At 41.8% G+C, this 23,252-nt stretch carries 26 protein-coding genes; 13 read left to right on the top strand and 13 right to left on the bottom strand.

What is annotated here, in order from left to right; all coding sequences use genetic code 11:
* Nucleotides 1–24: 24 nt before the first annotated feature.
* From L0Z67_RS12685 to L0Z67_RS12675, 3 genes are read right to left on the bottom strand one after another with little or no spacing between them, the layout of a single operon-like run.
* Nucleotides 25–240, bottom strand: coding sequence for a hypothetical protein (locus L0Z67_RS12685; protein WP_062569634.1), 216 nt, complete (start codon nucleotides 238–240; stop codon nucleotides 25–27).
* Nucleotides 241–289: 49 nt separating this feature from the next.
* Nucleotides 290–1,180, bottom strand: a complete 891-nt coding sequence (locus L0Z67_RS12680; RefSeq protein ID WP_405128090.1) for a dienelactone hydrolase family protein — start codon at nucleotides 1,178–1,180, stop codon at nucleotides 290–292.
* Nucleotides 1,181–1,227: 47 nt separating this feature from the next.
* Nucleotides 1,228–2,376, bottom strand: coding sequence for a hypothetical protein (locus L0Z67_RS12675; RefSeq protein WP_062569636.1), 1,149 nt, complete (start codon nucleotides 2,374–2,376; stop codon nucleotides 1,228–1,230).
* A gap of 111 nt (nucleotides 2,377–2,487) precedes the next feature.
* On the opposite strand from L0Z67_RS12675, the gene L0Z67_RS12670 reads away from it, so the two are divergent.
* Nucleotides 2,488–2,952 carry a MarR family winged helix-turn-helix transcriptional regulator gene (locus L0Z67_RS12670; protein WP_193987671.1) on the top strand — a complete coding sequence of 155 codons (465 nt, stop codon included), beginning with the start codon at nucleotides 2,488–2,490 and terminating at the stop codon, nucleotides 2,950–2,952.
* Nucleotides 2,953–3,039: 87 nt separating this feature from the next.
* The gene (locus L0Z67_RS12665; RefSeq protein WP_405128089.1) at nucleotides 3,040–3,789 is read left to right on the top strand and encodes an RIO1 family regulatory kinase/ATPase; all 750 of its coding nucleotides are present in this window, start codon (nucleotides 3,040–3,042) and stop codon (nucleotides 3,787–3,789) included.
* A 32-nt stretch (nucleotides 3,790–3,821) separates the two neighbouring features.
* On the opposite strand, the gene L0Z67_RS12660 is transcribed toward L0Z67_RS12665, so the two are convergent.
* From L0Z67_RS12660 to L0Z67_RS12630, 7 genes are all read right to left on the bottom strand, one after another.
* Nucleotides 3,822–5,234 carry a family 43 glycosylhydrolase gene (locus L0Z67_RS12660; protein ID WP_405128088.1) on the bottom strand — a complete coding sequence of 471 codons (1,413 nt, stop codon included), beginning with the start codon at nucleotides 5,232–5,234 and terminating at the stop codon, nucleotides 3,822–3,824.
* 245 nt (nucleotides 5,235–5,479) lie between these two features.
* Complete coding sequence (locus tag L0Z67_RS12655; protein WP_193987669.1) at nucleotides 5,480–5,950, bottom strand: hypothetical protein; 471 nt, start codon at nucleotides 5,948–5,950, stop codon at nucleotides 5,480–5,482.
* The gene (locus L0Z67_RS12650; RefSeq protein WP_405128729.1) at nucleotides 5,950–7,101 is read right to left on the bottom strand and encodes a PepSY-associated TM helix domain-containing protein; all 1,152 of its coding nucleotides are present in this window, start codon (nucleotides 7,099–7,101) and stop codon (nucleotides 5,950–5,952) included. The genes L0Z67_RS12655 and L0Z67_RS12650 overlap by 1 nt, the downstream gene beginning before the upstream one ends.
* Before the next feature lie 100 nt (nucleotides 7,102–7,201).
* A complete protein-coding gene (locus L0Z67_RS12645) occupies nucleotides 7,202–8,041 on the bottom strand; it encodes a mechanosensitive ion channel family protein (RefSeq protein WP_062569642.1) in 840 nt (279 codons plus the stop codon).
* A 34-nt stretch (nucleotides 8,042–8,075) separates the two neighbouring features.
* Complete coding sequence (locus tag L0Z67_RS12640) at nucleotides 8,076–8,783, bottom strand: LrgB family protein (protein WP_405128087.1); 708 nt, start codon at nucleotides 8,781–8,783, stop codon at nucleotides 8,076–8,078.
* Nucleotides 8,773–9,126 (bottom strand): CidA/LrgA family protein, encoded by a 354-nt coding sequence (locus tag L0Z67_RS12635; protein ID WP_062569644.1) that lies wholly within the window; start codon nucleotides 9,124–9,126, stop codon nucleotides 8,773–8,775. The genes L0Z67_RS12640 and L0Z67_RS12635 overlap by 11 nt, the downstream gene beginning before the upstream one ends.
* Nucleotides 9,127–9,195: 69 nt before the next feature.
* Nucleotides 9,196–9,987 (bottom strand): crotonase/enoyl-CoA hydratase family protein, encoded by a 792-nt coding sequence (locus L0Z67_RS12630; protein ID WP_405128086.1) that lies wholly within the window; start codon nucleotides 9,985–9,987, stop codon nucleotides 9,196–9,198.
* Nucleotides 9,988–10,255: 268 nt separating this feature from the next.
* On the opposite strand from L0Z67_RS12630, the gene L0Z67_RS12625 reads away from it, so the two are divergent.
* The 5 genes from L0Z67_RS12625 to L0Z67_RS12605 all read left to right on the top strand — a co-directional run bounded on the left by L0Z67_RS12625 (nucleotide 10,256) and on the right by L0Z67_RS12605 (nucleotide 16,352).
* A complete protein-coding gene (locus tag L0Z67_RS12625; RefSeq protein ID WP_405128085.1) occupies nucleotides 10,256–11,458 on the top strand; it encodes an efflux RND transporter periplasmic adaptor subunit in 1,203 nt (400 codons plus the stop codon).
* A gap of 9 nt (nucleotides 11,459–11,467) precedes the next feature.
* Nucleotides 11,468–14,578 (top strand): efflux RND transporter permease subunit, encoded by a 3,111-nt coding sequence (locus L0Z67_RS12620; protein WP_062569647.1) that lies wholly within the window; start codon nucleotides 11,468–11,470, stop codon nucleotides 14,576–14,578.
* 108 nt (nucleotides 14,579–14,686) lie between these two features.
* Entirely contained in the window at nucleotides 14,687–15,007 is a 321-nt protein-coding gene (locus L0Z67_RS12615; RefSeq protein ID WP_062569648.1) for an HI1450 family dsDNA-mimic protein, read from the top strand.
* 71 nt (nucleotides 15,008–15,078) lie between these two features.
* Nucleotides 15,079–15,861 carry a YdiY family protein gene (locus L0Z67_RS12610; RefSeq protein WP_228074502.1) on the top strand — a complete coding sequence of 261 codons (783 nt, stop codon included), beginning with the start codon at nucleotides 15,079–15,081 and terminating at the stop codon, nucleotides 15,859–15,861.
* Between the two features lie 14 nt (nucleotides 15,862–15,875).
* Nucleotides 15,876–16,352 (top strand): hypothetical protein, encoded by a 477-nt coding sequence (locus tag L0Z67_RS12605; protein ID WP_062569650.1) that lies wholly within the window; start codon nucleotides 15,876–15,878, stop codon nucleotides 16,350–16,352.
* 69 nt (nucleotides 16,353–16,421) lie between these two features.
* Here L0Z67_RS12605 and L0Z67_RS12600 read toward each other — a convergent pair whose 3' ends face one another.
* The gene (locus L0Z67_RS12600) at nucleotides 16,422–16,907 is read right to left on the bottom strand and encodes a peptidylprolyl isomerase (RefSeq protein ID WP_054554327.1); all 486 of its coding nucleotides are present in this window, start codon (nucleotides 16,905–16,907) and stop codon (nucleotides 16,422–16,424) included.
* A 12-nt stretch (nucleotides 16,908–16,919) separates the two neighbouring features.
* A complete protein-coding gene (gene ygfZ, locus L0Z67_RS12595) occupies nucleotides 16,920–17,831 on the bottom strand; it encodes a tRNA-modifying protein YgfZ (RefSeq protein WP_062569651.1) in 912 nt (303 codons plus the stop codon).
* A gap of 120 nt (nucleotides 17,832–17,951) precedes the next feature.
* Here ygfZ and L0Z67_RS12590 point away from each other — a divergent pair, with 120 nt between their 5' ends.
* Together L0Z67_RS12590 and L0Z67_RS12585 are read left to right on the top strand one after the other, a co-directional pair.
* Nucleotides 17,952–18,203 (top strand): succinate dehydrogenase assembly factor 2, encoded by a 252-nt coding sequence (locus tag L0Z67_RS12590; RefSeq protein ID WP_062569652.1) that lies wholly within the window; start codon nucleotides 17,952–17,954, stop codon nucleotides 18,201–18,203.
* Entirely contained in the window at nucleotides 18,196–18,603 is a 408-nt protein-coding gene (locus L0Z67_RS12585; RefSeq protein WP_062569653.1) for a hypothetical protein, read from the top strand. Before L0Z67_RS12590 ends, L0Z67_RS12585 begins: the two co-directional genes overlap by 8 nt.
* Here L0Z67_RS12585 and nadB read toward each other — a convergent pair.
* Nucleotides 18,578–20,200, bottom strand: a complete 1,623-nt coding sequence (gene nadB / locus L0Z67_RS12580; protein ID WP_062569654.1) for an L-aspartate oxidase — start codon at nucleotides 20,198–20,200, stop codon at nucleotides 18,578–18,580. The two genes, L0Z67_RS12585 and nadB, sit on opposite strands and share 26 nt — an antisense overlap.
* A 400-nt stretch (nucleotides 20,201–20,600) precedes the next feature.
* Here nadB and rpoE point away from each other — a divergent pair, with 400 nt between their 5' ends.
* Genes rpoE through L0Z67_RS12560 form a run of 4 tightly spaced genes read left to right on the top strand, consistent with a single transcriptional unit; the run spans nucleotide 20,601 to nucleotide 23,224 of the window.
* Nucleotides 20,601–21,182: an RNA polymerase sigma factor RpoE gene (gene rpoE, locus L0Z67_RS12575; protein ID WP_036969086.1), complete on the top strand. Its 582-nt coding sequence runs from the start codon at nucleotides 20,601–20,603 to the stop codon at nucleotides 21,180–21,182.
* Between the two features lies 1 nt (nucleotide 21,183).
* Complete coding sequence (locus tag L0Z67_RS12570) at nucleotides 21,184–21,810, top strand: sigma-E factor negative regulatory protein (protein ID WP_062569655.1); 627 nt, start codon at nucleotides 21,184–21,186, stop codon at nucleotides 21,808–21,810.
* A 4-nt stretch (nucleotides 21,811–21,814) separates the two neighbouring features.
* Nucleotides 21,815–22,771 carry a MucB/RseB C-terminal domain-containing protein gene (locus tag L0Z67_RS12565; RefSeq protein ID WP_405128084.1) on the top strand — a complete coding sequence of 319 codons (957 nt, stop codon included), beginning with the start codon at nucleotides 21,815–21,817 and terminating at the stop codon, nucleotides 22,769–22,771.
* 3 nt (nucleotides 22,772–22,774) lie between these two features.
* On the top strand, nucleotides 22,775–23,224 hold the full coding sequence (locus L0Z67_RS12560) for a SoxR reducing system RseC family protein (RefSeq protein WP_130150422.1): 450 nt from the start codon (nucleotides 22,775–22,777) through the stop codon (nucleotides 23,222–23,224).
* The last annotated feature ends 28 nt before the right edge of the window (nucleotides 23,225–23,252 follow it).

Genomic DNA, 23,252 nt, shown 5'->3' with positions numbered 1-23,252 from the left:
GTTAGCCGTTTTTCTACTTAATAACTAGATTTCTTCGCCTTCATGCTGCATCGCTAAATCATCAAGCTCAGCAAGGGTGTAATCAAAGCTACTATTATCGACTGCATAGCGTATTTTTACGGCGAAACCACCTTGGCAAAGACTTGCGGTGACTTTAGCCACTGACCAGTGTTTAAGCTTGTTTAAAAACCGATTAGCGGTTTGCTGTGAGTCAAAGCGGTAACTGATTTGCGATTCCATCTCTTTACTAGCCTACAAATTTTTCCGAGAGTGTATGAAATTGCCTCGATTAAATCAATTGCTCGTTAAAGAATGCAAGTGTACGTTGCCATGAAAGCTCAGCTTGTTTTTCATCATAACGCGATGTGGAATCATTATGAAAACCATGATTCGCCTTTTCATACATGTGCATAGTATAAGGCACTTGGTGGGCTTTTAAGTCACTTTCGTATTCTGGCCAAGTATCATTCACGCGTTTATCGAATTCAGCTAAGTGGACAAGTAATGGTGCTTTTATGTTTTCTCTAAGCTCTTTAACAGCAGGGGTGCCGTAATAGGGGACGCCAGCATTAATGAGTTTGCTCTCAACAGCTGCGAGGTAGTTAACCATATAACCGCCAAAGCAAAAGCCTACCGCACCTAGTTTGCCATTACTGTTTGGATGTTCTTTTAAGTACTTTGCGGCGGCCACGAAATCGTGTTGGATTTTTTCTCTGTCCATTGAGCGCTGCATAGCACGCCCTTCATCGTCATTACCAGGGTAGCCACCAAGTGGGTGCAATGCATCTGGGGCAAAGGCAATAAAACCCGCTTTAGCAAGGCGGCGTGCAACATCTTTAATGTAAGGGTTTAAACCTCTATTCTCATGGATCACTAATACGATAGGATGCTTGTCAGATAAGTTGGCGGGCTCAACTAAATAGCCTTTACCTTCACCGTGACCTTTGAATGAATTGAAGGTTGTATAACTGGCTTTGATATCAGGATCATTAAAGGAGACTTGTTCAGCTAATGCATAGTTTGGCAACAAGGCACTACTGAGAACAGCCATTGAATAACCTAGTGCAACTAGGCCGCCTAGTTTTTTCATAAAGGTACGACGGTCTATCAAGCCATGGGCATATTCATCGTACCAATCAAATGCTTCTTGAGGAATGTGACTACTATGTTGGTTACTCATTGTTAGCTCCTTTATAATTGTGAGTATCAACATAGCTTAAAAAACAATCAATTAATAGCGCGGTTTTTTGTTTCAATTAATACATCAATGAAATGGCGATGCCAAATAGCTTTAAACGCTTTATTGAATAAATACAAAAAGATGAGTGGCATTAGCAATAGCTTGAGAATGAGTAATGATAATAGGTTAAGAAAGTCGATAAAAAGATCTTCAACGGCCGCAACCATATTTCCTATCCCTGTGGTAACGGTGTCGATAATTTTACTCACTTTACTCGCATCATTTGTGTTGAGTTGCTCATTTATTTCCACGAGTTGCTGGTTTAGCGCATCTTTTTCTTGATTAAGAGTCCCTTGTTGAGCGGATAAAGCGTGTAGCTTAGTTGTTATTTGCTGTTTTTTGGCGAGCAGCGGTTTCGCTTGTTCAAGTTCAGTAAACGTTAAACGCTCAGAAAGGCTGCGTGTTGACTGAATAGTGTCAATCTGGGAATCCAGTTCTGCCAGTTGCTGTTTTAACTCAGTCGCTTGCTGGTGGTTTGTTATCTGTTGTTGATTCAAGCCATCGAGTTTATCGAACACGGCTTGCTTTTGACTATCAACTTTAGCTTTGAGTTGTGCTGATAATGCTGAAGTTTGTGTAGCATTAGCGCTGACAGTATCAACTTTTTCACTGACCAGTTGGCTTTGTGAGTTAATTTGTTCATCTAAAAAAACTTGGCTGATAAGTCCTGTGCTTAGAACGATAGCGGGAACGAGAAAGCGAATTAAAATAAGGCTTGCTAGAAGTTTGTGGCGAAGATTTGGATAGATATTGCGCCATTCACAAAAAAGGTAAGCAATGACTGAAATAGTAAATACGCTATTAAAAATCACACCAGATGAGATCGTGTATAAAATTCGCTGTAAAAATAGTGAACCTATTGCAAGGCGCATAGCATCTGACATGTATTCAGCCAGATCATTAACAGGGTCAAGTAGTTGTGCTGGCTGAATACTCGCAATGCCAATGCCCACTTCGGCAGATTGTAATAACGAAATAGCGGCGTTAACTGTACGAGACGAGGCATACACCACGGTTGACTGCACTAAAGCGCTATCGATAAAACTCATGATATAATGTTGGAACTGCTCTAACCAGCACAGTAACAAGAGTACAAAAAGACCTAAATACTTTATAATGTGCTGTTTACTGAGCATACTACCCCCGAAGTTTAAATACCTGACTCACGCTACACCAATTATGACTAAGATTGAATTATTTTAGGTATTAACTGTCAATGAATAGCTATTAATCTTTGTTGAGGAAATATGAAAGAATCTGCATCAATTGGACAGTGCCGCGCTGAAGATTTAGACCCTGTCCAAGACTTAGGGCGTTTAGTGTCTTATTTACGCTCTAACTTAGTTACGCATCTTGATAACGCTCTTGAGGATAAAGAGCTAACATCAGCTCAATATATTGTGGTGGTATTACTTGCACGAGGTAAAGTAAACACCTTAGCTGAGCTATGTGAGCACATGGTATATGACCGTGGGGCCATGAGTCGTTTAATCACTCGCCTAGAAGATAAAGGGTTAGTCGCTAAGAAACAGTCAGTTGAAGATAGGCGTTCAACTCTTTTATGTCTTACAGAGAAAGGCCAACAGCTTTACCCTGAAATTTTACCCGCAGTTAATGAGATCTATCGAAAAGCGCTCGTTGGCTTCTCTGAACTAGAGCAAAACCAACTCGCCAGCTTGTTGTTTAGAGCAATTCATAATTTAAAAGCATAAATTTCTCTAAGCGGTACATTGTCGCCGTTGACGCGTTTTGATAATATAGTTGCCTAGGCATTTAATTTTAACAAGTGACAGGTTGCTATGTTCGAATCATCTTTGCTCGCGCAGCTTCGAGCCCAATTCCCAGCTCATCAATTTAGCCATGAAAGCTTGTCTATTGTTCATACCGGTCGGTTCGCTAATGCCATTGTTTATCGTTACAAAGACACGCAATTTGATCTTATTATCAAAGACTTTCAGCATAGTCCTTGGTGGGTAAGAAAAACCATTGCGCCGCTTTTTATTAATCAAGAGTACAAGGGACTTGCACGACTACAAGATGTCGATGGCGTGGTAGATAATTTTTGCCGATTATCGCCAATTGCTATTGCTTATGACTTCATTGAGGGCACACCACTTAGGCAGCTTGCTCAACAGCAAGAACATTTGCCAGCTAATTTTTTCAAAGACTTCGAACGTACGGTAGCGAAAATGCATCGTCGTGGTGTAGTACATCTTGATTTACGTAATCTGGGTAATGTGATTTGCTCAAAAGAGGGTAAGCCTTATATTATTGATTTTCAGTCGGCGATTCGTTTTTCACACTTTCCGCGTTGGTTACAGCGTTTTATGCGTGGTGCTGATATGAGTGGGGTTTATAAAGCGTGGCAAAAATTGGCCGGTGACTCATTACCACAAACGAAGGCTGATTATTTACATGACTTTAATCATGTGCGTAAACGTTGGATTTTTAAAGGCTACCCTTTGCATCGTGCGTATATGTGGTGCAGTGGCGTGATGACACAAATATTAAATTCTGAGTTTATTCGCAGTATTTTAGAGCGATTTTAAAAAGCGCGTTTTCACGCGCTTAGTGGGGAGAACTAGTATTTAGGCCAGCCATTAGCATCCCAATTTAGGGTGCTGATGAGCAATTTGGGTGTGCCATTATCACCTGCATCATAGGCATGACGAACAATCACATCGGTATTTAGAATATCTTGTCCACCAGGACCCACCCATTGGTTATTCCCAGCATCAAGAATGCTACCACCACCCGCTAACATGTTATTACCATTTTTATCAAGGTACGGACCGCGAATATCGGTTGAGCGACCATATGCAATGCGGTATGTACTATTCGTGCCATCACAGCATTTGCCTACCGAAACAAACAAATAGTAGTAGCCTTGGCGATACACTATGGTAGGCGCTTCGATACCACCTGAGCGACTTGCTAATGAGTAGATTTGACCAAATGGTTTCATTGTCATTGGGTTAATACGGGTCAATTTAATACCCGTATTCCACGAGCCAAATGCGAGCCAAGGCGCACCATCTTTTGCTACTACCAGATCTGGGTCGATGGCATTGTAATTATTGCTATTGGTGGTGTTGATCACTAAGCCATCATCACGCCAATTGCCTGTGGCAACACTGCTTGCTGAGGTAAGACCAATAGCACTGACACGAGATCCGAAGGTTGAAATAGCATAATACAGCCAGCTGCGACCATTGTAGCTTTTTAATTCAGGCGCCCAGACATCAATTCCGTCATGATCAGGCACATAGTTACTCCACCAACTTAAACCATTTGAAAAAATTGGCAGCGCATCATTCCAATCAACGCCATTGCTTGAGTATTTACCGTAAATGCCTGGGCCTGTTTGAAATATCCACCAAGTGCCATTCTCATAGCCAATAGTTGGATCGTGGGTAACTAAATTGCCAGTGAGTGGCCAATGATCAGCAGCACCATTGGTGGTGGAGGGATCAAAGGGAGTGGATTCAACATTGGCAAGTTTGGTGAGTTGCCATTGCTGTGCATCGCTGCCGTTGTAGCTCCACTGACTAATGTTCGCGCCATCGTTACCATCGAACCCATATAAGTCGAGAGCCTTACCACTGTTTAAGTTAATAAAGCTGACATAACCGCTGCCTTCATCATAAATTTGCCAGTGTTGGCTAGCAATGTTTGCATATTCATACTGCACCACATTACCGCCATCGGCAGTTGAGAAATCAAACACCTCGAGTGCCTTACCACTGTTTAAGTTAATAACCGAATAGTTGCTGCCACCTATGTTGGTGATTAACCAGCGCTGGGTGTCGTGATTAGTGTCAGCCCACTGACTAACATTCGCACCATCATTGGTTTGCGCGCTAGCGACTTCTACAAACTTAGCGCTGTACTTTGATTTAATCGTGTATACACCATTATCAATCGCGTAGACACTGGGAAGTACCAGTGTTGTTGCAAAGCTGAGCGCAGCAAGCGCTTTTTTTGAAAGTATCATTGTGTCTCCAAATCATTGTTATTGAGCTTTCCTTGTGTGTTTAGCTCCTTGGATGAGTTCTGATCAACATCAATTGAATGAATTGATGTTAATGAAAACTATTTATAATACTTTATTATATTATTACTTTTGTAAAGGTGTTGAGTGAAAATAATTAACAAAAATTTTACTTTTGATTGTTTTGGAGGAGATAAAGGTTTTTTCAGAGATACAAAAAAGCCACTCAGTGAGTGGCCTTTCAGATATTATTGAGTAATAAACTGGCTGGGGATATCCCATTTGAGGGTATGCAGTTGGCCTTGCCAAGTTTGTATGGTGATCCACAGTTTATCATCTGCTGAGATGGTTTTAGGAGCTATCGCGTGGGCATGCTGACCGTGATTGGTGCCATGCATTATGCCTTCTTCATCTTTTGCAAATTCTGTCAGCGGTAAAGGTGATTGACCAATATTTAAATATGCCTGACGAACATTGCTTATGTCACCTTGATTAAAAGCAATAAAGAAATCTTTAACATATTCATTGTGGTGTGAGTAAGGTGCATCTTCATTCAGTGGCATTGGCGCGATTTTAAATTCGCCTGCTTGTTGCTCTTGCCAAAGTGCAGGAAACTGAGGGTTCAATGATTGATAAATAAACCACACAGGCAAAGCCAGTATCACAGCATGCAAAATATACTTTTTACGTTGCCACCAAGTCGCTTGTAAACGAGCCATTAGTTTGCCTCCTGAACGTTATTTACTGGCGCAGCTTGGCGCGCTTTGACTGGTTTATTATTAACTAATTTAGCGGCATACATCATAAAGCCAGTGATCGACATACCACTTAAAATCAAACCAAAGATAAACCAAATAATCTTTGTCCACAGGCCGCCAATATTACCGTAGTGAAGTGGATCAGTAATATGCGACAGGGTTTGTAGTCCCGACATAGTCTCAGGGCTCTTACTTGCTGCAATTTCACCAGTCCAAGGATTGATTGACGTTGAGTAAGCGTAATTATCGTAGAAAATAGTATCGCCACTGCCCATGATGTTAAACATGCCACGGTTATGCTCTGGTAGCATCACATAGCTAGGTTTGAAATCAGGGTATTTCTCTTTGGTAATTGCCAGTGCCGCTTTTAAGTCAGTAGGCGGTGTTTGTTTATCCGCAGGTAAAGCTGAAACAGCCACCAAAGGTGCATGCTCTTCTATGTCTATTTCGTTATGCCACATGATGGCTTGCACTAAATACCACAGGCCTGTGAGTGCCATTATTGCCATAAACCAAATTGACCAAACGCCACTAAGGGTATGTAAGTCTTTAAGGAAGGTTTTTTTACCTTGGTTAAAACGTAGCTTTGGCTGACTAAATGCGCGCCAAAAGTTTTTATAAATCACTAAGCCTGTAATCAATGCACCTAAAATGACAAACGCCATGGCGCTGACTAAGTAGTAACCTATGCTGTAGCCTTCTTGCCAAGGAAAGAATAGCCAGCCGTGTAGGGTACGCATAAATTCGATGAAAGAAATACTGTCATTAACCGCTTGCACTTCGCCTGTATATTGATTGACGTAAGCCACTGCGTAAGGTTTGTCGGTATCAGTGAAAATAACCGCATTAACCAAGTAAGGCTCATAGGTGAGCACACTCATTACATCGGCGGTCGGGTAAGCTTTTTCTACGCTATTAATAACTTGATCAACCCCCAGTACTGGTAAGTCATTTGGGTTGTTTGCGCGTGCTTCACTGTTAGAGAGCCAAGTAAGCTCATGGCTTATTACAGATACAGTGCCTGTGACACAGATAAAGCAAAATAGCACCCATACTGGGAGCGAAAACCAACCGTGTAGTTGGAACCAAAGACGTTTACTCATGGTAAAAATAGCCCGACCTTAATTGATGATAGTAATTGTTATCATTTAAATTGTACTACAACCTTTTGAACAAACACAATCTCTGTCGACGAGCTGTGAAAAAGGCGCCTTAAGCGCCTTTATCATTAGTTTGATTGAGGGTAACAATCCGTTGTGGGAAGGGGATTTCGATATCCGCCCCTTGGATTGCCTTAAATACATTGCGGTTCACTGCTAATTTGGTCTCAATAATTTTGGTGGTTGGCACCCAAAAGCGATAGCTTAAGGTGACACCACTTTCGGCAAATCGCTCAATACCGACTTGTGAGTGTGGTGTATCGGCAACCAGTTCATGATCGTTTAAAACGGTCTCGATCAGCTCAATAGCCAAGTCAGCATTTGCATCATAAGCTATATCAATTTCGCCTTTTACGAGTGAATAGCTAAACGAGTTATGCAGAATTTCACCAACAATATGTTTGTTAGGAATGGTGATTTCGACTTTTTCTTCGTTGACCAAAATAGTGTAGCCGAGCTCAATCGTTTTAACTTGCCCGCTCACCCCTTTTACTTCAATTGTATCACCTACTACAAAAGGCCGCGTTGCAATAATCGCAAGCCCTGCACCATAATTTGAAAGCATTCCTTGTAGTGCTAAACCTGCACCTAATGAAGCGGCACCTATTGCAGCCACAAAGGGAGTCACACTGATGCCTATTTTACCCAGCGCAATAATAAGAAACATGATGATCAGCAAGACTTTGATAACATTGCTGATAAAGTTTGTGAGGGTGATATCTATATTGTGGCGTTGCATTAAGGCTGCCACCATATTTGATACTTTTTGTGAAATCCACAAGCCAAAGACCAAAATTAAGATCGCACCCACTATTTGCATGCTGTAGGTCACTAAATATTCGGTGATCAGGTTATAGTATTTTTCCACTTGTTGTAATTCTGCGTCAATCATGGCTTTTCCTAACAAGGTTTACTGCTGGTCATTACTATATCAGATGTTGAATGGCGGGGTAGAGTAAGGGGACGATTAAAGCGCTTAATAGCGCACTCAATGCCATAGCTACAGATGCAAAAGCGCCTGCCTTCGGTTGCTCTGTTATCAGAGAAGCAGTGCCAATAGCATGACAAGCAGTGCCAATTGCGACACCTTTAGCTTGTGCATTTTGTATATTTATTAGCGAGAAAATTAAATTACCGAAAATCGCCCCAAGTACCCCAATAAAAATCACCATTGCCGCTGCTAAAGAAGGAATACCGCCAAGTGCATCGGTGACCAGTAAAGTGATAGGAGTGGTTACTGACAAGCTAGCCAAGGATGCACTAAGTTCTGCAGGCGCGGCAAACAAAGCGCAAATAATCGACGCAACCAGCGTGGCATTGATTACCCCTAAACTGCAACTTATCAGAATTAACAGTAGATTCTTTTTAACATGTATAAATTGCTGATAAAGCGGTAGCGCTAAAGCCACAATCGCGGGTTCAAGTAACCAACTTAGCACTTTAGTGTGCTCAGCGAATGGCGCGTAGGGGAGTTTGAATATCATTAAACACGCCGCAATTAGCACAATTGCCCAGCAGACAGGGTTGGTGAGTGCTTTTGCTATAGCATGGTGTGTTTTAGCGTTTAAAAAACGCAGCGCTAGGAAAAGAGCAATAACTAATGGAACGCTTAACCACCAAAAGCTAGCTATCATTTTCACGCCCCTTAAAGTAAGCGATAACAGAGCCGATCAATATAACGCTTGTCAGTGGCACAACAATAAAGATAGTCAGTAATAAAGGCCAGTGCTCAGCGATTAAACCTAAGTGTTCAATAATCCCGACCCCCGCAGGGATAAAAAATAATGGCATATAATTGAGTACAGGGCTGGCTGTGGGCTTTAAATGGTGCTCTTTAACTATACCTGTTAAAAGTAATACGAGTAACAAGACCATACCGAGTAATGGAGCTGGAAAACTGCTTTCAAACAAAGCCGTTAAATACTTAGCAACGGCTAAACAAGCAAGAATAATGGCGCTACTGATTAGGTATTTCATGAGTCAGGATAATTGCGAATAAAGTACAACTACATCATACCCTTGTCTGCTGTACTATGCGACTTTAGCTTACCATGATTTAGCATTATTAAATTGAATATCTTCAGCGCCTTTGGCTTTCGCAATCGCCTTTTTGGTATTCGGATTCATTAGTAAGCGAATTTGGCTCCATGTTTCTTTAGCAAGAATTTTACGTTGCTGTGAGCGATAGCTTTGCTGAGTAATGCGTTTAATTGCTGCTAGGGTATCCGGCGAGCGCGCCATCAATGTTTCAAGTACAGCATCGGTTTGTTTATCAACATCGTCAGTGAGTTGCGTAACCAAGCCATATTCTTTAGCGTCTGCAGCCGAAACAGGCCCTGCATGGCTTGCCAGCCAAAGTGCCTGGTCACGTTTCATTAAGCCAGCAAGCACAACGTTAGCCCCCATATCAGGACACAAACCCCAGCGAGCCTCCATAATTGCTAACTTTGCGTTTTTATCGACAATACGATAATCAGCCCCGAGCGCGATTTGCATACCGCCGCCAAAGCAATGCCCGGTAATTTTAGCTATCACTGGAATATTTAAGTCTTGCCAACCTAACACCACTTTTTGCGCGAGGTTTTGGTTTCCTGGTAACCATTTGAATAATAGTTTGATGATATTGCTCGGCTTTTTCATTACCGCAGCAACATCAAGTCCAGAGCAAAAGTGCTCGCCTTCGCCAGAGATAACCACAGCACGCAAACTGCGATCGTTTTTAATTTTTTTGATCACGTTTGAAAGCTCCACAAACATAGCAAAACTGAGTGCATTTTGTTTTTCGGGACGGGCAAGGCTAACCCAAGCGACCTGTTGTTTTATTTCTAGTTTTATCATGGTAACTCCTCTGACCTGTTTGCTAGAGCTTACGAACTAATCACATGTATGTAAAGAAATGCTGATGTGTGACAAAGAATTAGGTAATTTATTAAAAAAGAGTAACTTCGTCATATATTTGGTTACAAATTGATGTATATTTTTAAAACAAAGAGGCTGGTTTACAGCTAGTTCGGTTTTGCGATTAATAAGATACTGCTGCAAATTTTCGCAAAATCCCATGACACGACTAGACTTAGCTTTAAGTCGCGCTACAAGGAGTAAAAATATGCTGATGCGCAATACACAACGCATGCAAAAGCTATCAACTGAATCTATAACAACAACAGTATATGCATTGGCATTAAGTGTGGTACTTACAGGTTGTTCAGATGACAAGTCTCAGCAGCAAGCAACACCCCCCCCTGCTGTCTCTGTATACAATGTGAATACACAAGAGGTCGGTAACTACCGTGAATTTGTAGCACGAACCGAGGCATTTCAAGAGGTTAAAATTAGAGCGCGAGTTGAAGGCGAGCTTATTGAGCGTCACTTTGACGAAGGTTCGTCTGTTGAAAAAGATCAGTTATTACTTCGTATTGACTCTTCAGAGTATCGTTCAACGGTCACTGAAGTTGAAGCTGATTTAAAAAGCCGTATCGCAGCGGCCAGTGCAGCTGAGCGAGATTTAAAGCGCGGCAAAGATGTTGCGTCACAAGGGTTTATTTCACAATCTGACCTCGACAAATTAACGACCAATTTTGAGCAAGCAACTGCGGCGGTTAAAGCGGCAGAAGCAGAGCTTGAAAAAGCGAAGTTAAATTTAAGCTATACCGAAATTAAAGCGCCATTCAGTGGGCGCATTGGCAAAGTAAATTATGATGTTGGCAATATTGTGGGGCCATCATCAAATGAACTTGCAGAGCTGACTGATGTTAACCCTATCTATGTGAGTTTTCAGGTAGAAGAAGCAGACTACATTAGTTATCGTCAACAGCACCAGACACCGTCAGGTCGCGACCCGCGAGATGTACCAATAGATTTAACACTACGCTTACCCAATAATTCGACCTTTCCTGCAAAGGGGGTATTAGATTTTGCTGATACTAAAATTAACCGTAATACTGGCACGGTTGAACTTAGAGCCTCATTTGATAATCCCGATGGTATTGTGATGCCAGGGTTATTTGTCACTTTAATCGTAGAGAGTACCAATAAAAAAGAACTTGCACTGATCCCACAAGTCGCCGTACAAGAAAATCAACAGGGTAAATTTGTACTGGTTGTTGGTGATGATAACAAAGTCGCTATGCGTATTGTTGAACTTGGCCGCCGCATTAATGCCATGTGGGTGGTTGAATCAGGTCTTGAAGCTGGGGAAAAGGTGATTATTGAAGGCCTGCAAAAAGTACGGCAAGGTGCAGAAGTTAAGGCTGTGGAAAAGAAAGTAGATGCCACAACAGGCACTATTTCTAATAAAGCAAACTCTTAGGAGTATGAGATGATTAGTAAAACATTTATATCTCGCCCTAAGTTTGCACTGGTTATATCTATTGTTATTACGATTGCGGGCTTAATATCGATGGCTTTATTGCCGGTTAATATGTACCCGCAAATTACCCCGCCACAAGTACAAATCACAGCCAGTTACCCTGGTGCAAGTGCACAAATAGTCGAAGAGTCTGTTATTAGGCCCATAGAAGAGCAGGTTAATGGTGTTGAAGATATGATGTATATCGAGTCAACTTCATCTAATAACGGTACTGCGAATATAACCGTTTACTTTAAGGTTGGCACTGATACGGACATAGCACAGGTTAATGTGCAAAACCGCGTTGCACTGGCTGAGTCAGGCTTGCCTGAAGAGGTGAAACGTCAAGGGGTGTCAGTAAAGAAAAAATCAAGCTCAATGCTTTTAGGTATTAACCTTTATTCAAGCAAAGATAATATTGATGCTATTTTTCTAAGTAACTACGCGACAAATTATTTAACTGAACCTTTAGGGCGTATCAATGGTGTGGCCTCAGCGGAGGTGATGGGGGAGCAGACGTACTCGATGCGATTATGGCTGCGTCCAGATAGAATGGCTTCTTTAGAGTTAACGGTGGCGGAAGTACAGGCTGCGCTACAAGAGCAAAACACTATAGTGGCTGCGGGTAAGTTGGGGGCGGCACCAACAGGGCCTAGCCAGCAATTTGAATACTCAATTCAGGCGAAGGGGCGTTTAAAGACACCAGAAGAGTTTGGTCAAACCATTATTCGCGCAAATAAAGATGGTAATTTTGTGCGTTTAAATGATATCGCGCGCATTGAAATGGGTGCTGCAAGTTACAGTACGACCGCCAAATTAAACCAGCAAGATACTGCGTTTATTGTTATTTATCAGCTAACTGAGGCGAATGCGACACAAGTTGCCACCGATGTTAAAGCGCGTATGGAGGAACTAGCAAAGCAGCTACCTGATGGTATTGAGTACTCAATTCCCTATGATACGACTGAATTTATTAATCGTTCTATTGAAGAAGTGGTAATAACACTTGTACAAGCCGTTGGTTTGGTTATTTTAGTGGTGTTTTTGTTTTTACAAAATTGGCGCGCAACACTGATTCCTACCGTTGCGATTCCGGTGTCTTTGGTGGGTACCTTCGCATTTATGATGATGATGGGTTATTCCATCAACCTAATTACGCTATTTGGTTTGGTGCTGGCCATCGGGATTGTGGTTGATGATGCGATTATCGTTATCGAAAATGTTGAGCGGATCCTAAAAGAAGAAAAACTACCGATAAAAGAAGCCGTTACCAAAGCAATGGAGCAGGTATCAGGCCCCATTGTTGCAACCACCCTTGTGTTATTAGCGGTATTTGTGCCTGTTGGATTTATGCCAGGGATCACCGGAGAGCTTTATAAGCAATTCTCCGTAACGATTTCATTCGCTGTACTTATTTCATCTGTTAATGCACTTACTTTAAGTCCTGCGCTGTGTGCTTTGCTATTAAATGAAAAAGCCATGCAGCCAATAAAATGGCTAGCTCCTTTTGAAAATGTGATCACACGCTCAACCAGCGGATATAGCAAAGTAATTAATTTTATCTTAAAGCGTTCTGCGCGAATGGCACTTTTCGCTGTGGTAATTTTTGCTGCCGCAGGGTGGCTTGTAAAAACGGTTCCTACAGGGTTTGTACCCGCAGAAGATCAGGGCTTTTTGTTTGTTGATGTGCAGTTGCCAGATGCAGCAGCAAGTAATCGTACTCAAGAAGTGATGCATAAATTAGGGGATATTGTAAAAAATGAGCCCGCAGCGACTGATTTTATTGCTGTCTCTGGGTTTTCGTTGCTAGGGGGGGCAGGTTCAAATAATGCATTAGGCATTGTGATTTTGAAGGACTGGGAAGAGCGAACCAGCTCTGAGCTCGGCTTACGAGCTGTGTTGACTCGTTTAATGGGGCAATTTTGGGCGATGCCAGATGCGCAGATAATGGCATTTAATCCGCCATCAATTCCAGGTCTAGGTACTAGTGCAGGTTTTGAGTTTAGGTTACAAGATAGTGAAGGGCGTGAGCCTGCTGAGCTTGCTCAGGTATTAAATGGACTTATTTATGAGGCAAATCAGCGTCCGGAGCTTTCTAATGTTTACAGCACATTCAGAGCAAATGTACCGCAATACTTTTTAGAGGTTGACCGTAATAAGGCCAAGGCTCAAGGCGTGGCCCTTAGCGATATTTTCTTAACTTTACAGGCACAATTAGGATCATTGTATATTAATGACTTTAATCAATTTAGCCGCACATACAGAGTGATCATGCAGGCGGAAAGTCGTTTTCGTCAAAATCCAGCAGACTTACAATACTACTATGTGCGTAATGATGAAGGTGCGATGGTGCCGCTTACTACACTTGCTAAGCTTGAGCCAATCCTTGGCCCAACCAGCTTAACGCACTTTAACTTGTATCGCAGTGCGAGTATTAGCGGACAACCTGCAGCAGGTTACTCAAGTGGTGATGCGATAAAAGTCATGCAAGAATTAGCTGAGCAGCTGCCAACGGGTTATGTTTATGAATGGGCTGGGCAATCTAAACAAGAAATAGAAGCAGGTAATGTTGCACCGATTCTATTTGGTTTAGCGGTTGTTTTTGTTTACTTATTCTTAGTCGCACAATACGAAAGTTGGACGATTCCATTTTCGGTCATTGCCGCCGTACCACTGGCGTTATTTGGTGCAATGCTTGCGTTGTATATAATTGGTATGGAAAACAATATTTATGCACAAGTAGGCCTTGTGTTGTTAATTGGCCTATCAACTAAAACTGCGATTCTGATCGTTGAGTTTGCTATGGAAGAACGCTCAGCGGGTAAAGGGATCCTCGAAGCAGCATTAAATGCGGCTAAAATGCGTTTTAGAGCGGTGTTAATGACAGCCCTCTCGTTTGTGCTTGGCGTATTACCTTTGGTATTTGCAAGCGGTGCAGGCGCTGGAAGTCGAATATCACTGGGTGTAACAGTGCTGTTTGGTATGTTAGCTGCTACGATATTTGGTACATTGTTGGTGCCACTATTTTATACCCTTGTGCAAGGGATGCGTGAAAAAATAAAAGGGCAGGCATCTTCATAGCCTAATCAGTGAAAATAAAAAAAGTCAGGGTAACCTGGCTTTTTTTTTGGTAAAACTCAAAAGAGGTTTGTTATCATAGCTTAATTCAAATATCAGAGGGTTTTGGTCATGGCTGGTCCACGCTTATACAGTGAAGAAGAAGTAACACATCAGGCGTATGATATATTTTTAGAATTGGCACCTGACAACTTAAGCGAGCAAGATATTGCTGACTTTAACGAGCACCGCGAAGAGCTCGGTTTTATTGAAGAAGGTGAACCGGATAGTCAATGGCACGATTTTGTTGCATTAGAAATTGAACCTGAGCTGTTTGTGCAAGTCTTAGTAGGACTTGAATTTGATAATCAAGATATTCTGTTTGCCAAAATTTTAATTAGCCGAGATAAAGATGCGCCTTTTTGTCATATTCTTTGGAAAGATAGCGAATAAATTTTCCGCCGATGTTTGATTTAACCCCGAGTTGCTTTTATACACTAAAACGTGCACTTTTAGTCGCTTTTATGCTGGCTAGCTGGCAGGTTGCTGCCGTTGATCCATTTGAAGATTTTCATGAGTATGGTCAGCTATCCGAAGAAGAAATCCATAAAATTCATAAGGGCGAGATGCTTTATGGAGATATGGAATTTGGTTTTATGATTAGTAGTGGTAATACAGATTCAACTAGCTTTAAATATAAAGGTAATCTGTATCAGGATTTTGAGAAATGGCGTAATCAATTCAAAATAGACACCCTATATAAACGAGACCGTAATGACGAAACTGGCGATGATGAAGTCTCGGCTGATCGAATCTTTATATCAGCACAAGGTAACTACAAGCTAAACGTTAAAAATGAATCGTTCTTTATTTATGCGGATTATGAAGAAGATGAATTTAGTGGCTTAGAGTTTAAAAGCACTGTGGCTACAGGCTATGGCAATCGAATATACCAAGGCAGTAAGAACAAGGTTGATATTGATGTTGGGCCTGGCCTTTACCGCTCCGTTGCCGATGAAGATATGGCAACTGAAGAGGATGAAACTAAAACCGGCTACTTATTACGCTTAGCTTTGCAGTGGGAGCGCACGGTATCTGCACGCACACGTTTTAATCAAGATGTGAGTTATGAGCAATCCATGTCAGGGTTAAATTCGCGACTAAAATCAGAAACCTCGCTGATCAGCAAAATCATGGGTGATGTATCGCTTAAATTTACCTATATGTACCGTTACAATTCAAAACCAGAGGAAGACAAGCTTAAGTATGATTCAGAGCTCAGTGCCACCTTTGTTTATAGCTTTTAATTAGAGAGTTCTTTATGTATCAACATAAGCAATATGCACTATTTATCTTTATTGTTTTAGGCTGGATCGGTGGTTTTCTTGCCTTGGCATGGAACTTAATAGGTGCAGATGTGCCATTAATGGGATTTAGTGCCATTTTAGTGTTAGTGGCTTTTTTATTTCATAGCCTAACCATCAAAGTAACGGATAAAACAGTGAGCTGGGCATTTGGGCCAGGTGTGTTTGGTAAAACAGTGAGCTTTGACGACATTGAGTCAGTTAGAGCTGTTAGCAATTCATTTCGTCATGGAATTGGCTTACGTATAACTCACGATGGCTGGGTGTACAGTGTATCTGGTTTTAGTGCGGTAGAACTGGCAATGAAAGATGGTACACATTACCGTTTAGGCACCAATGATCAAGCTGGTTTACTTGCTGCGCTTAATGCGCATATAACTCAACCTGAAGCTATGCCAGAAGCAAAGGAAGAAGTGAGCGCAGAACCTGAGTAAGTGATACACTTTTGTAGGGCATGCTATAGCTATAAAAAAAGCGCCATTGGCGCTTTTTTAGTGTTTCGTTTAGTGGCTGTGACCGCAACCACCTTCACCGTGCACATGACCATGTGCTAATTCTTCTTCTGTGGCATCGCGTACTTCAAGTACTTCAACATCAAAGTGAAGTGTAATACCTGAAAGAGGATGATTACCATCGACAATCACGTCTTCATCTTGGATTTCAATGATCATGACTGATTGATCGCCTGCATCAGTTGTTGCTCTAAATTGCATACCGACTTCAATTTCCATGCCTTCGAACATTGACTTCGGCACTGCTTGCATTAGGTCGTCGTGACGTTCACCATAGCCTTGTTCTGGCTCTACAGTCACACTGAATGTATCACCGGCTTCTTTACCGAGTAGCGCGTTTTCAAGACCTGGGATTAAAAATCCTGTGCCCACGATAAACACCAGTGGTTCACCATCGAAAGAATTGTCGATGGTATTTTTGTTATTATCCAATACTGAATAATGCATTTTTACCACTTTGTTTGCTGCTACGATCATAGTCATTCCTATTTATTCATCTTCGAGAGAGTAAGGCAGAGCTTGAATTGATAGCTCAACCTGAGGGAGGTGTTTTGCACGTAATACGTGGCCTGTTTCATTGTCATTTGGTAAGACCACAAGGCCCATAAGGGTGTGCGTTTGTTGATTATAACTTTGGCTGATAAGCTTACCTGCACGGCGCCAGTTTTCGCCCATTTGTGTTTCAAGCTCTAGTTCATCGAGTAAACCATCGGCTTTACCTGCGACGATATACATGGCACGTTTATTTTTTCCGAGATACTTCATGCGGGCGACTGTTTCTTGCCCCGTATAACAGCCTTTTCTGAAGCTAATGCCCCCTATGGCCTGTAAATTAACCATTTGCGGTACATATTCGCCAATAGCATCTTTATTTAAAGAGGGTTCAGCGGCAGCGATTGCTGCTTCTTGCCACATGCTGTCATTATCAAGTGCGGTAATATCGTCAGGTAAGCTAAAGTCATTATTTACCATCAATAATACGCGGTTATCTGCAAGCTTCAGTGCTTTGCCTCCTGCAAAATCAACAGCAGTCTGCGTATCATTAAAGTGGATATTCAATAACGTGAGGGTTGAGGTAAGATCTTCACCGATTAAGCCAATAAGCGACTTATCAGATTGCTCAATCTCAACTTGAGAGAATACAGCATACTTTTTTAATTCGCCCAAAGATTGTGCTACCTCAGGTTTAGAGCCAACTAGGTAGTAGTTATCTTGGTATGTAAATAACTTGAACACACCCCAAAGTTTACCTTTGGCATTACAGTGACCTGCCCATAAGAAGTTATCGTTACTTAGCTTATTGATATCTTGAGTAACTTGCCCGTGAAGGTATGACAGCTTATCTTTACCAGAAAGGCTAATAAGCGTATGAGATAATGGGCATGCGTAAACAGTCGACATAAAAACCTTCTTTACGATATAAGTGAGCCCTAATGATAACTTAGTTAGGGTGGCAATTTAAATAGCTGTTTATTCGATTGCAATTTGTTAAACTGCAGACAAATAAGTACGAGGTTTAAAATGACTGAAATTCACAGTAAAGAACGCATTCGTTGGGCGTGCCGCCGTGGTATGCTCGAACTTGATGTTTTATTCATGCCATTCGTTGAGCAAGCGTTTGACTCACTATCTAAAGAGCAGCAAGCTGTATTTCAACGCTTACTTGAGTGCGATGATCCTGATTTATTTGCATGGTTCATGGGTCATGAAGAATGCAAAGATGCAGAGCTCAAGGGCATGGTGACGCTTATTTTAGATCGAGTTCGTGTATAGGTTTACCGTCAAAAATAACTTCTCAGACCACAAACCCTTTGTGGTCTTCTTTTGTTTTCTAGCCCTATTATTATACTTTTCTTATAGTCATATCTTATCAGAGCTTTTAGCCTGTTTTGCTTGCCTTGTTATTGGTATTGCTTGTTTCAAAAAAGTACAACAAGCACAGCCCAGTGATGGAGTGATAATTTTGCAGCAATCACAGCTAGGCTTTTTTAATGAACAGTTACAACTGCAAGGTGAGATAAGTCCCAAGAGCTATGTATTTGCGAATCATGTAGTTATAAGATTAATTGGCTTTTATCAATCACACTGGCTGATTATTTCGTCAGCCAGTGTTGATGCGCTAAGTTTTTCTCGTTTGCGACGAGCGGTTATTGCAGTGCAGCAACCAGCTTAGGAGTTAAAATAGTGGGGGTTGGGTTTTCAGTTTGATTTGGGTAGTCGATTGTATAATGAAGCCCACGGCTCTCTTTTCGCTCAAGGGCGCTACGAATAATAAGCTCTGCAACTTGTACCAAGTTACGAAGTTCTAGTAAGTTATTTGTAACCCTGAAGTTTGCATAGTAATCATGGATTTCTTGTTGCAGTAATTCAACGCGATGCAGTGCGCGTTCTAAGCGCTTGGTAGAGCGCACAATGCCCACGTAATCCCACATAAATAACCTTAGCTCATGCCAGTTGTGGGTTATAACGATTTCTTCATCTGAGTTAGTGACACGACTTTCATCCCATAAAGGTAATGCTTCTGGCGCAGGAGAGGTGTCAATTTTGCTTAAAATGTCTTTTGCCGCAGCATGGGCAAACACAATACACTCAAGTAATGAGTTACTCGCCATTCGGTTTGCACCGTGAAGACCTGTATAAGCCACTTCACCCACGGCATATAAATTATCGAGATCTGTACGACCATTAAAGTCAGTCATGACACCACCGCACGTATAATGCGCGGCAGGGACGACTGGGATCGCCTCTTTCGTTATATCAAGGCCAACACTTAAGCACTTTGCGTAGATAGTTGGGAAGTGCTCAATAATAAAATCTTTGTCTTTGTGGCTGATATCTAAATAGACACAATTTGCACCAAGGCGTTTCATTTCAAAGTCGATAGCGCGAGCGACAATATCACGAGGCGCAAGCTCTTCGCGCTCGTCAAAATCTTTCATAAAGCGTGTGCCATCAGGGCGCTTTAAATAAGCACCTTCACCGCGCATCGCTTCAGTAATTAAAAAGTTTTGTAATTCAGGGTGGTACAAACTTGTAGGGTGGAATTGGTTAAATTCCATATTCGCCACTCGACAACCAGAGCGCCACGCCATCGCAATACCATCACCGCTCGATACATCAGGGTTTGAGGTATATAAGTACACCTTGCTTGCACCGCCAGTTGCAAGCGCGACGAACTTAGCTGCAATCGTTTCTACTTTTTTATCTTCACAATTCCAGACATACAAGCCATGGATATGCTTTCCTTTTCTGCCAAGGCTCTTATCACCAATTAAATCAATCGCATTGTAGTTTTCTAATAACGTGATGTTAGGGTGTGCTTGTACTTGGCTGATAAGAGTTGTTTGTACAGCACGACCCGTTGCATCTGCGGCATGCAGAATACGGCGATGACTATGGCCGCCTTCACGGGTTAGGTGAAAACGTTCTTTGCCCTTTGAGTCAAACTCCATGTCAAAAGGCACACCTTGCTCAATAAGCCACTTTAAACACTTTTTAGCGTTGCTTGCAGTGTAGTGAACCGCATCACGGTCACACAGGCCACCACCTGCATCCAGTGTGTCTTCAACATGAGATTCAATGCTGTCATTTTTCTTATCAAAAACCGCCGCAATACCGCCTTGTGCATACAAAGTAGAGCCTTCTGTAAGTGCCCCTTTACTTAATACGGTTACTTTACAGTGGTTAGCGAGTGATAAGGCAAGGGAAAGGCCTGCGGCGCCGCTGCCAATGATAGCGACATCAGTAATGTGATGTTTATTTTGGTTCATGTCTGTGGTCTTAGCGGTTACAATGCTCAGCTGATAGTGCAAAAGTTTGAGCAAAAAAGTTTTGATATGATATATGTATATGTACCATATTTGCTGTAGCACTATTAGTTATTTTAAATGTTATACCAATCTTATTAGATTTTTTGTCATATAAACAGTGTACTATCAACTGTTTTGCACAAATGTAGAATAGCTTTGAATTAGAATAGCTGTTGATTTTAAAGCTATTTTTGACGTTTTACGCAAATAAGAACGGTATAACTCAATATATTTGCATGCTATCTTATAAAAAAAACATTTTAAACTGAACTTTTATATTCATCGTGCAGTCAGAGTTTGTGTAAACAATGGCGAGTATATGAATAGCAAGCAAGAATCAAACAGAGGAGTACCGGCTCGAATGAGCGAGCAGGATTTGGATTTAGCGCTAGTTAAAAGGGTCCAGCAAGGAGATAAAAACGCCTTCAACCTATTAGTTAGAAAATATCAGAATAAAATCGCAGGCTTGATCTCACGTTATGTGTCGAATCAAGGTGATGTTGCTGATGTCGCTCAGGAAGCTTTTATTAAAGCTTACCGTGCGTTACCTAACTTTAGGGGAGACAGCGCCTTTTATACTTGGTTATACCGTATCGCCGTAAATTGTGCTAAAAATTACTTAGTTGCTCAGGGCCGAAAGCCCCCAGCGAACGATGTTGATGCAGAAGAAGCTGAGTTTTATGACAGTGCAGATGCAATGCGTTCTAACGCATCGCCAGAAAATCTGTTACTCAGTGACGAAGTACGTGCTGTAATTTTTAATACAATAGATAGTTTGCCTGAAGATCTGAAAACTGCGATTACCCTTCGAGAGATAGAAGGGATGAGCTATGAAGAAATAGCCGTGGTTATGGATTGCCCCGTGGGGACTGTACGTTCACGTATATTCCGTGCCCGCGAAGCGATTGATAATAAATTAAATCCATTAATAGGTGAGTCTTAGTATGACAAAAGCAGACGTTAACAAGTTGGATAACGAACAGCTATCCGCATTACTTGACGGCGAACAGCAACTAACCGATGAAGCGATAACAAAAGATGATGTCGCGACATTTGGTCGTTATGCGATGATCGGTGATGCAATGCGTGCTGAGGCAAACAACAGCGCTTTTAACTTTGATATTGCCGACGCCGTTGCAGATGCACTTGAACACGAACCTGTCTATGCCGATTTCGCGAATAAAACAAATGCACCAAAAAGCGAAGAAATTGTGGCAGCAACAGGTACTGACAATGTTGTCGCATTTAACTGGCGCCGCCCATTTGCACAAGTTGCTATCGCAGCAAGCGTTGCAATGTTCGCGATAGTGGGCGTACAAACATTGCCGCAAAACAGTGAGTCACCTGAAAGTGACATTCCATTGCTACAAACAACCCCATTGACTGGCGTGGCATCACCGGTGAGCTACTCATCTGAACAGCCAGCGCTTGAAAATGCACAGCAAGGTTTGCGTGAGTTACAGCAGCAGCGAATTGGTGCACTTGTTCTAGAGCACCATAGACAAGCACGTGTTGCTTATTCATTAGAAAAGTCGCAAACTGAGGCCAAAGCCGAAGAGGAAAATCACTAATTTAATGAAAGTTATTACTTTTATTTTATCGCTGGTAATAAGTGCATCCGCTTTTGCCAGCGACGAAAACCCCGCCAAAGCATTATTATTAGATATGGCTAAAGCCGTTCATACCCGTAATTTTGATGCATCCTTTGTGGTCGTTAAAGGTCAAGCAATGGAGCCTTATCGCTGGTTACACGCAAAACAAGGTGATATTGAGCTTGAGCATTTAAGTTTATTGAATGGTGCTGGTCTTGAGATGGTGCGTGTGAACGATCACGTTACTTATTTTGAGCCACACTCAGAGCCTTACTCTGTCAAAACTGACTCAATTGCAGGACCAATTCCAGAGGTTTTGTTTAAAGATATTGAGCGTTTAAGTGCTCATTATGATTTCGTTCTTGGCGGAAAAGGCCGTATAGCTGGGCGTTCAGCGCAATTGGTTCGTATAGAATCAAAAGACGAGTTTAAGTTTAATTACTGGATTTGGCTTGATACTGAGTCATCATTGTTACTTAAATCTGCTTATGTTAACCACAAAGGCGAAATGCTGGAACAATTACAGCTTACTCATATCAGTGTGACGGAGCAGCCAGCTCCCTTATTGCTTGAGATGCAGAACCGTGACTTTCCAACTCCCTTACCAGTGAGTGAAATTGACAATGAAAGTACAGGTACGGCAGTTAATAACTGGAAGATTGGCTGGTTACCTGATGGATTTAAACTGTTAAAATCTGATCGCCATAAGCTTGATTTAAACAATGAGCTAACAGATTATTACTTGTATTCAGATGGCTTTGTTGAAGTCTCTGTATTTGTTCAAAGACCATTGCCAGGCAAACGCCCCAGTGGTGCGCTTTCATCGGGTGCTACCACAATCTATGTGCATAACAGTGGTAGCTTTGATGTGTCAGTTGTTGGTAATATTCCCGCTATGACAGCTAAAGCCATTGCAGAGTCGGTAGCACGACCTCTTTAAACCATGATTGAACAAACACTCACTGTCGTGTCAGTAAAAGGCACGACAGCAAATTTAGAAGCAGAGCAAAAACAAGCCTGTGCAGGGTGCAATGGCCGTTGTGGCTCACAAGTCTTTGCCAAGTTATTTGGTACCGCTAAAAAAACATTCCCATACACATTCGATAATGAGCTAAAAGTAGGGCAAAAAGTAACCTTAGCGTTGGATGATAGTCATTTAGTAAAACACGCGATGGCTGTGTATATGTTGCCTCTCTTACTTAGTTTAGGGTTCGCTTTAGCTGCTTTTGCAGTATTTTCGCTTGCTGAAGGGTGGCAAATTTTAGCAGCCTTGTTGGGAGGCTTAATTGGCTATGCGATAGCTAAATCAAGGGTTAAGAGCCTAAAACATGATATAAAAGTAATAAAAATTCACCCAATTACTATTCCTTTCACTCAAATAGATGGTGATTAAAGCCAATTAAATGTAAAATTGCCGCTTT

Origin of the sequence: Pseudoalteromonas sp. PB2-1 (genome assembly GCF_045040605.1) — a bacterium.
Taxonomy (GTDB): Bacteria; Pseudomonadota; Gammaproteobacteria; order Enterobacterales; family Alteromonadaceae; genus Pseudoalteromonas; species Pseudoalteromonas arabiensis.
The sequence above is the reverse complement of the archived record's forward strand: the minus strand, read 5'-3'. Positions and strand labels throughout refer to the sequence as shown.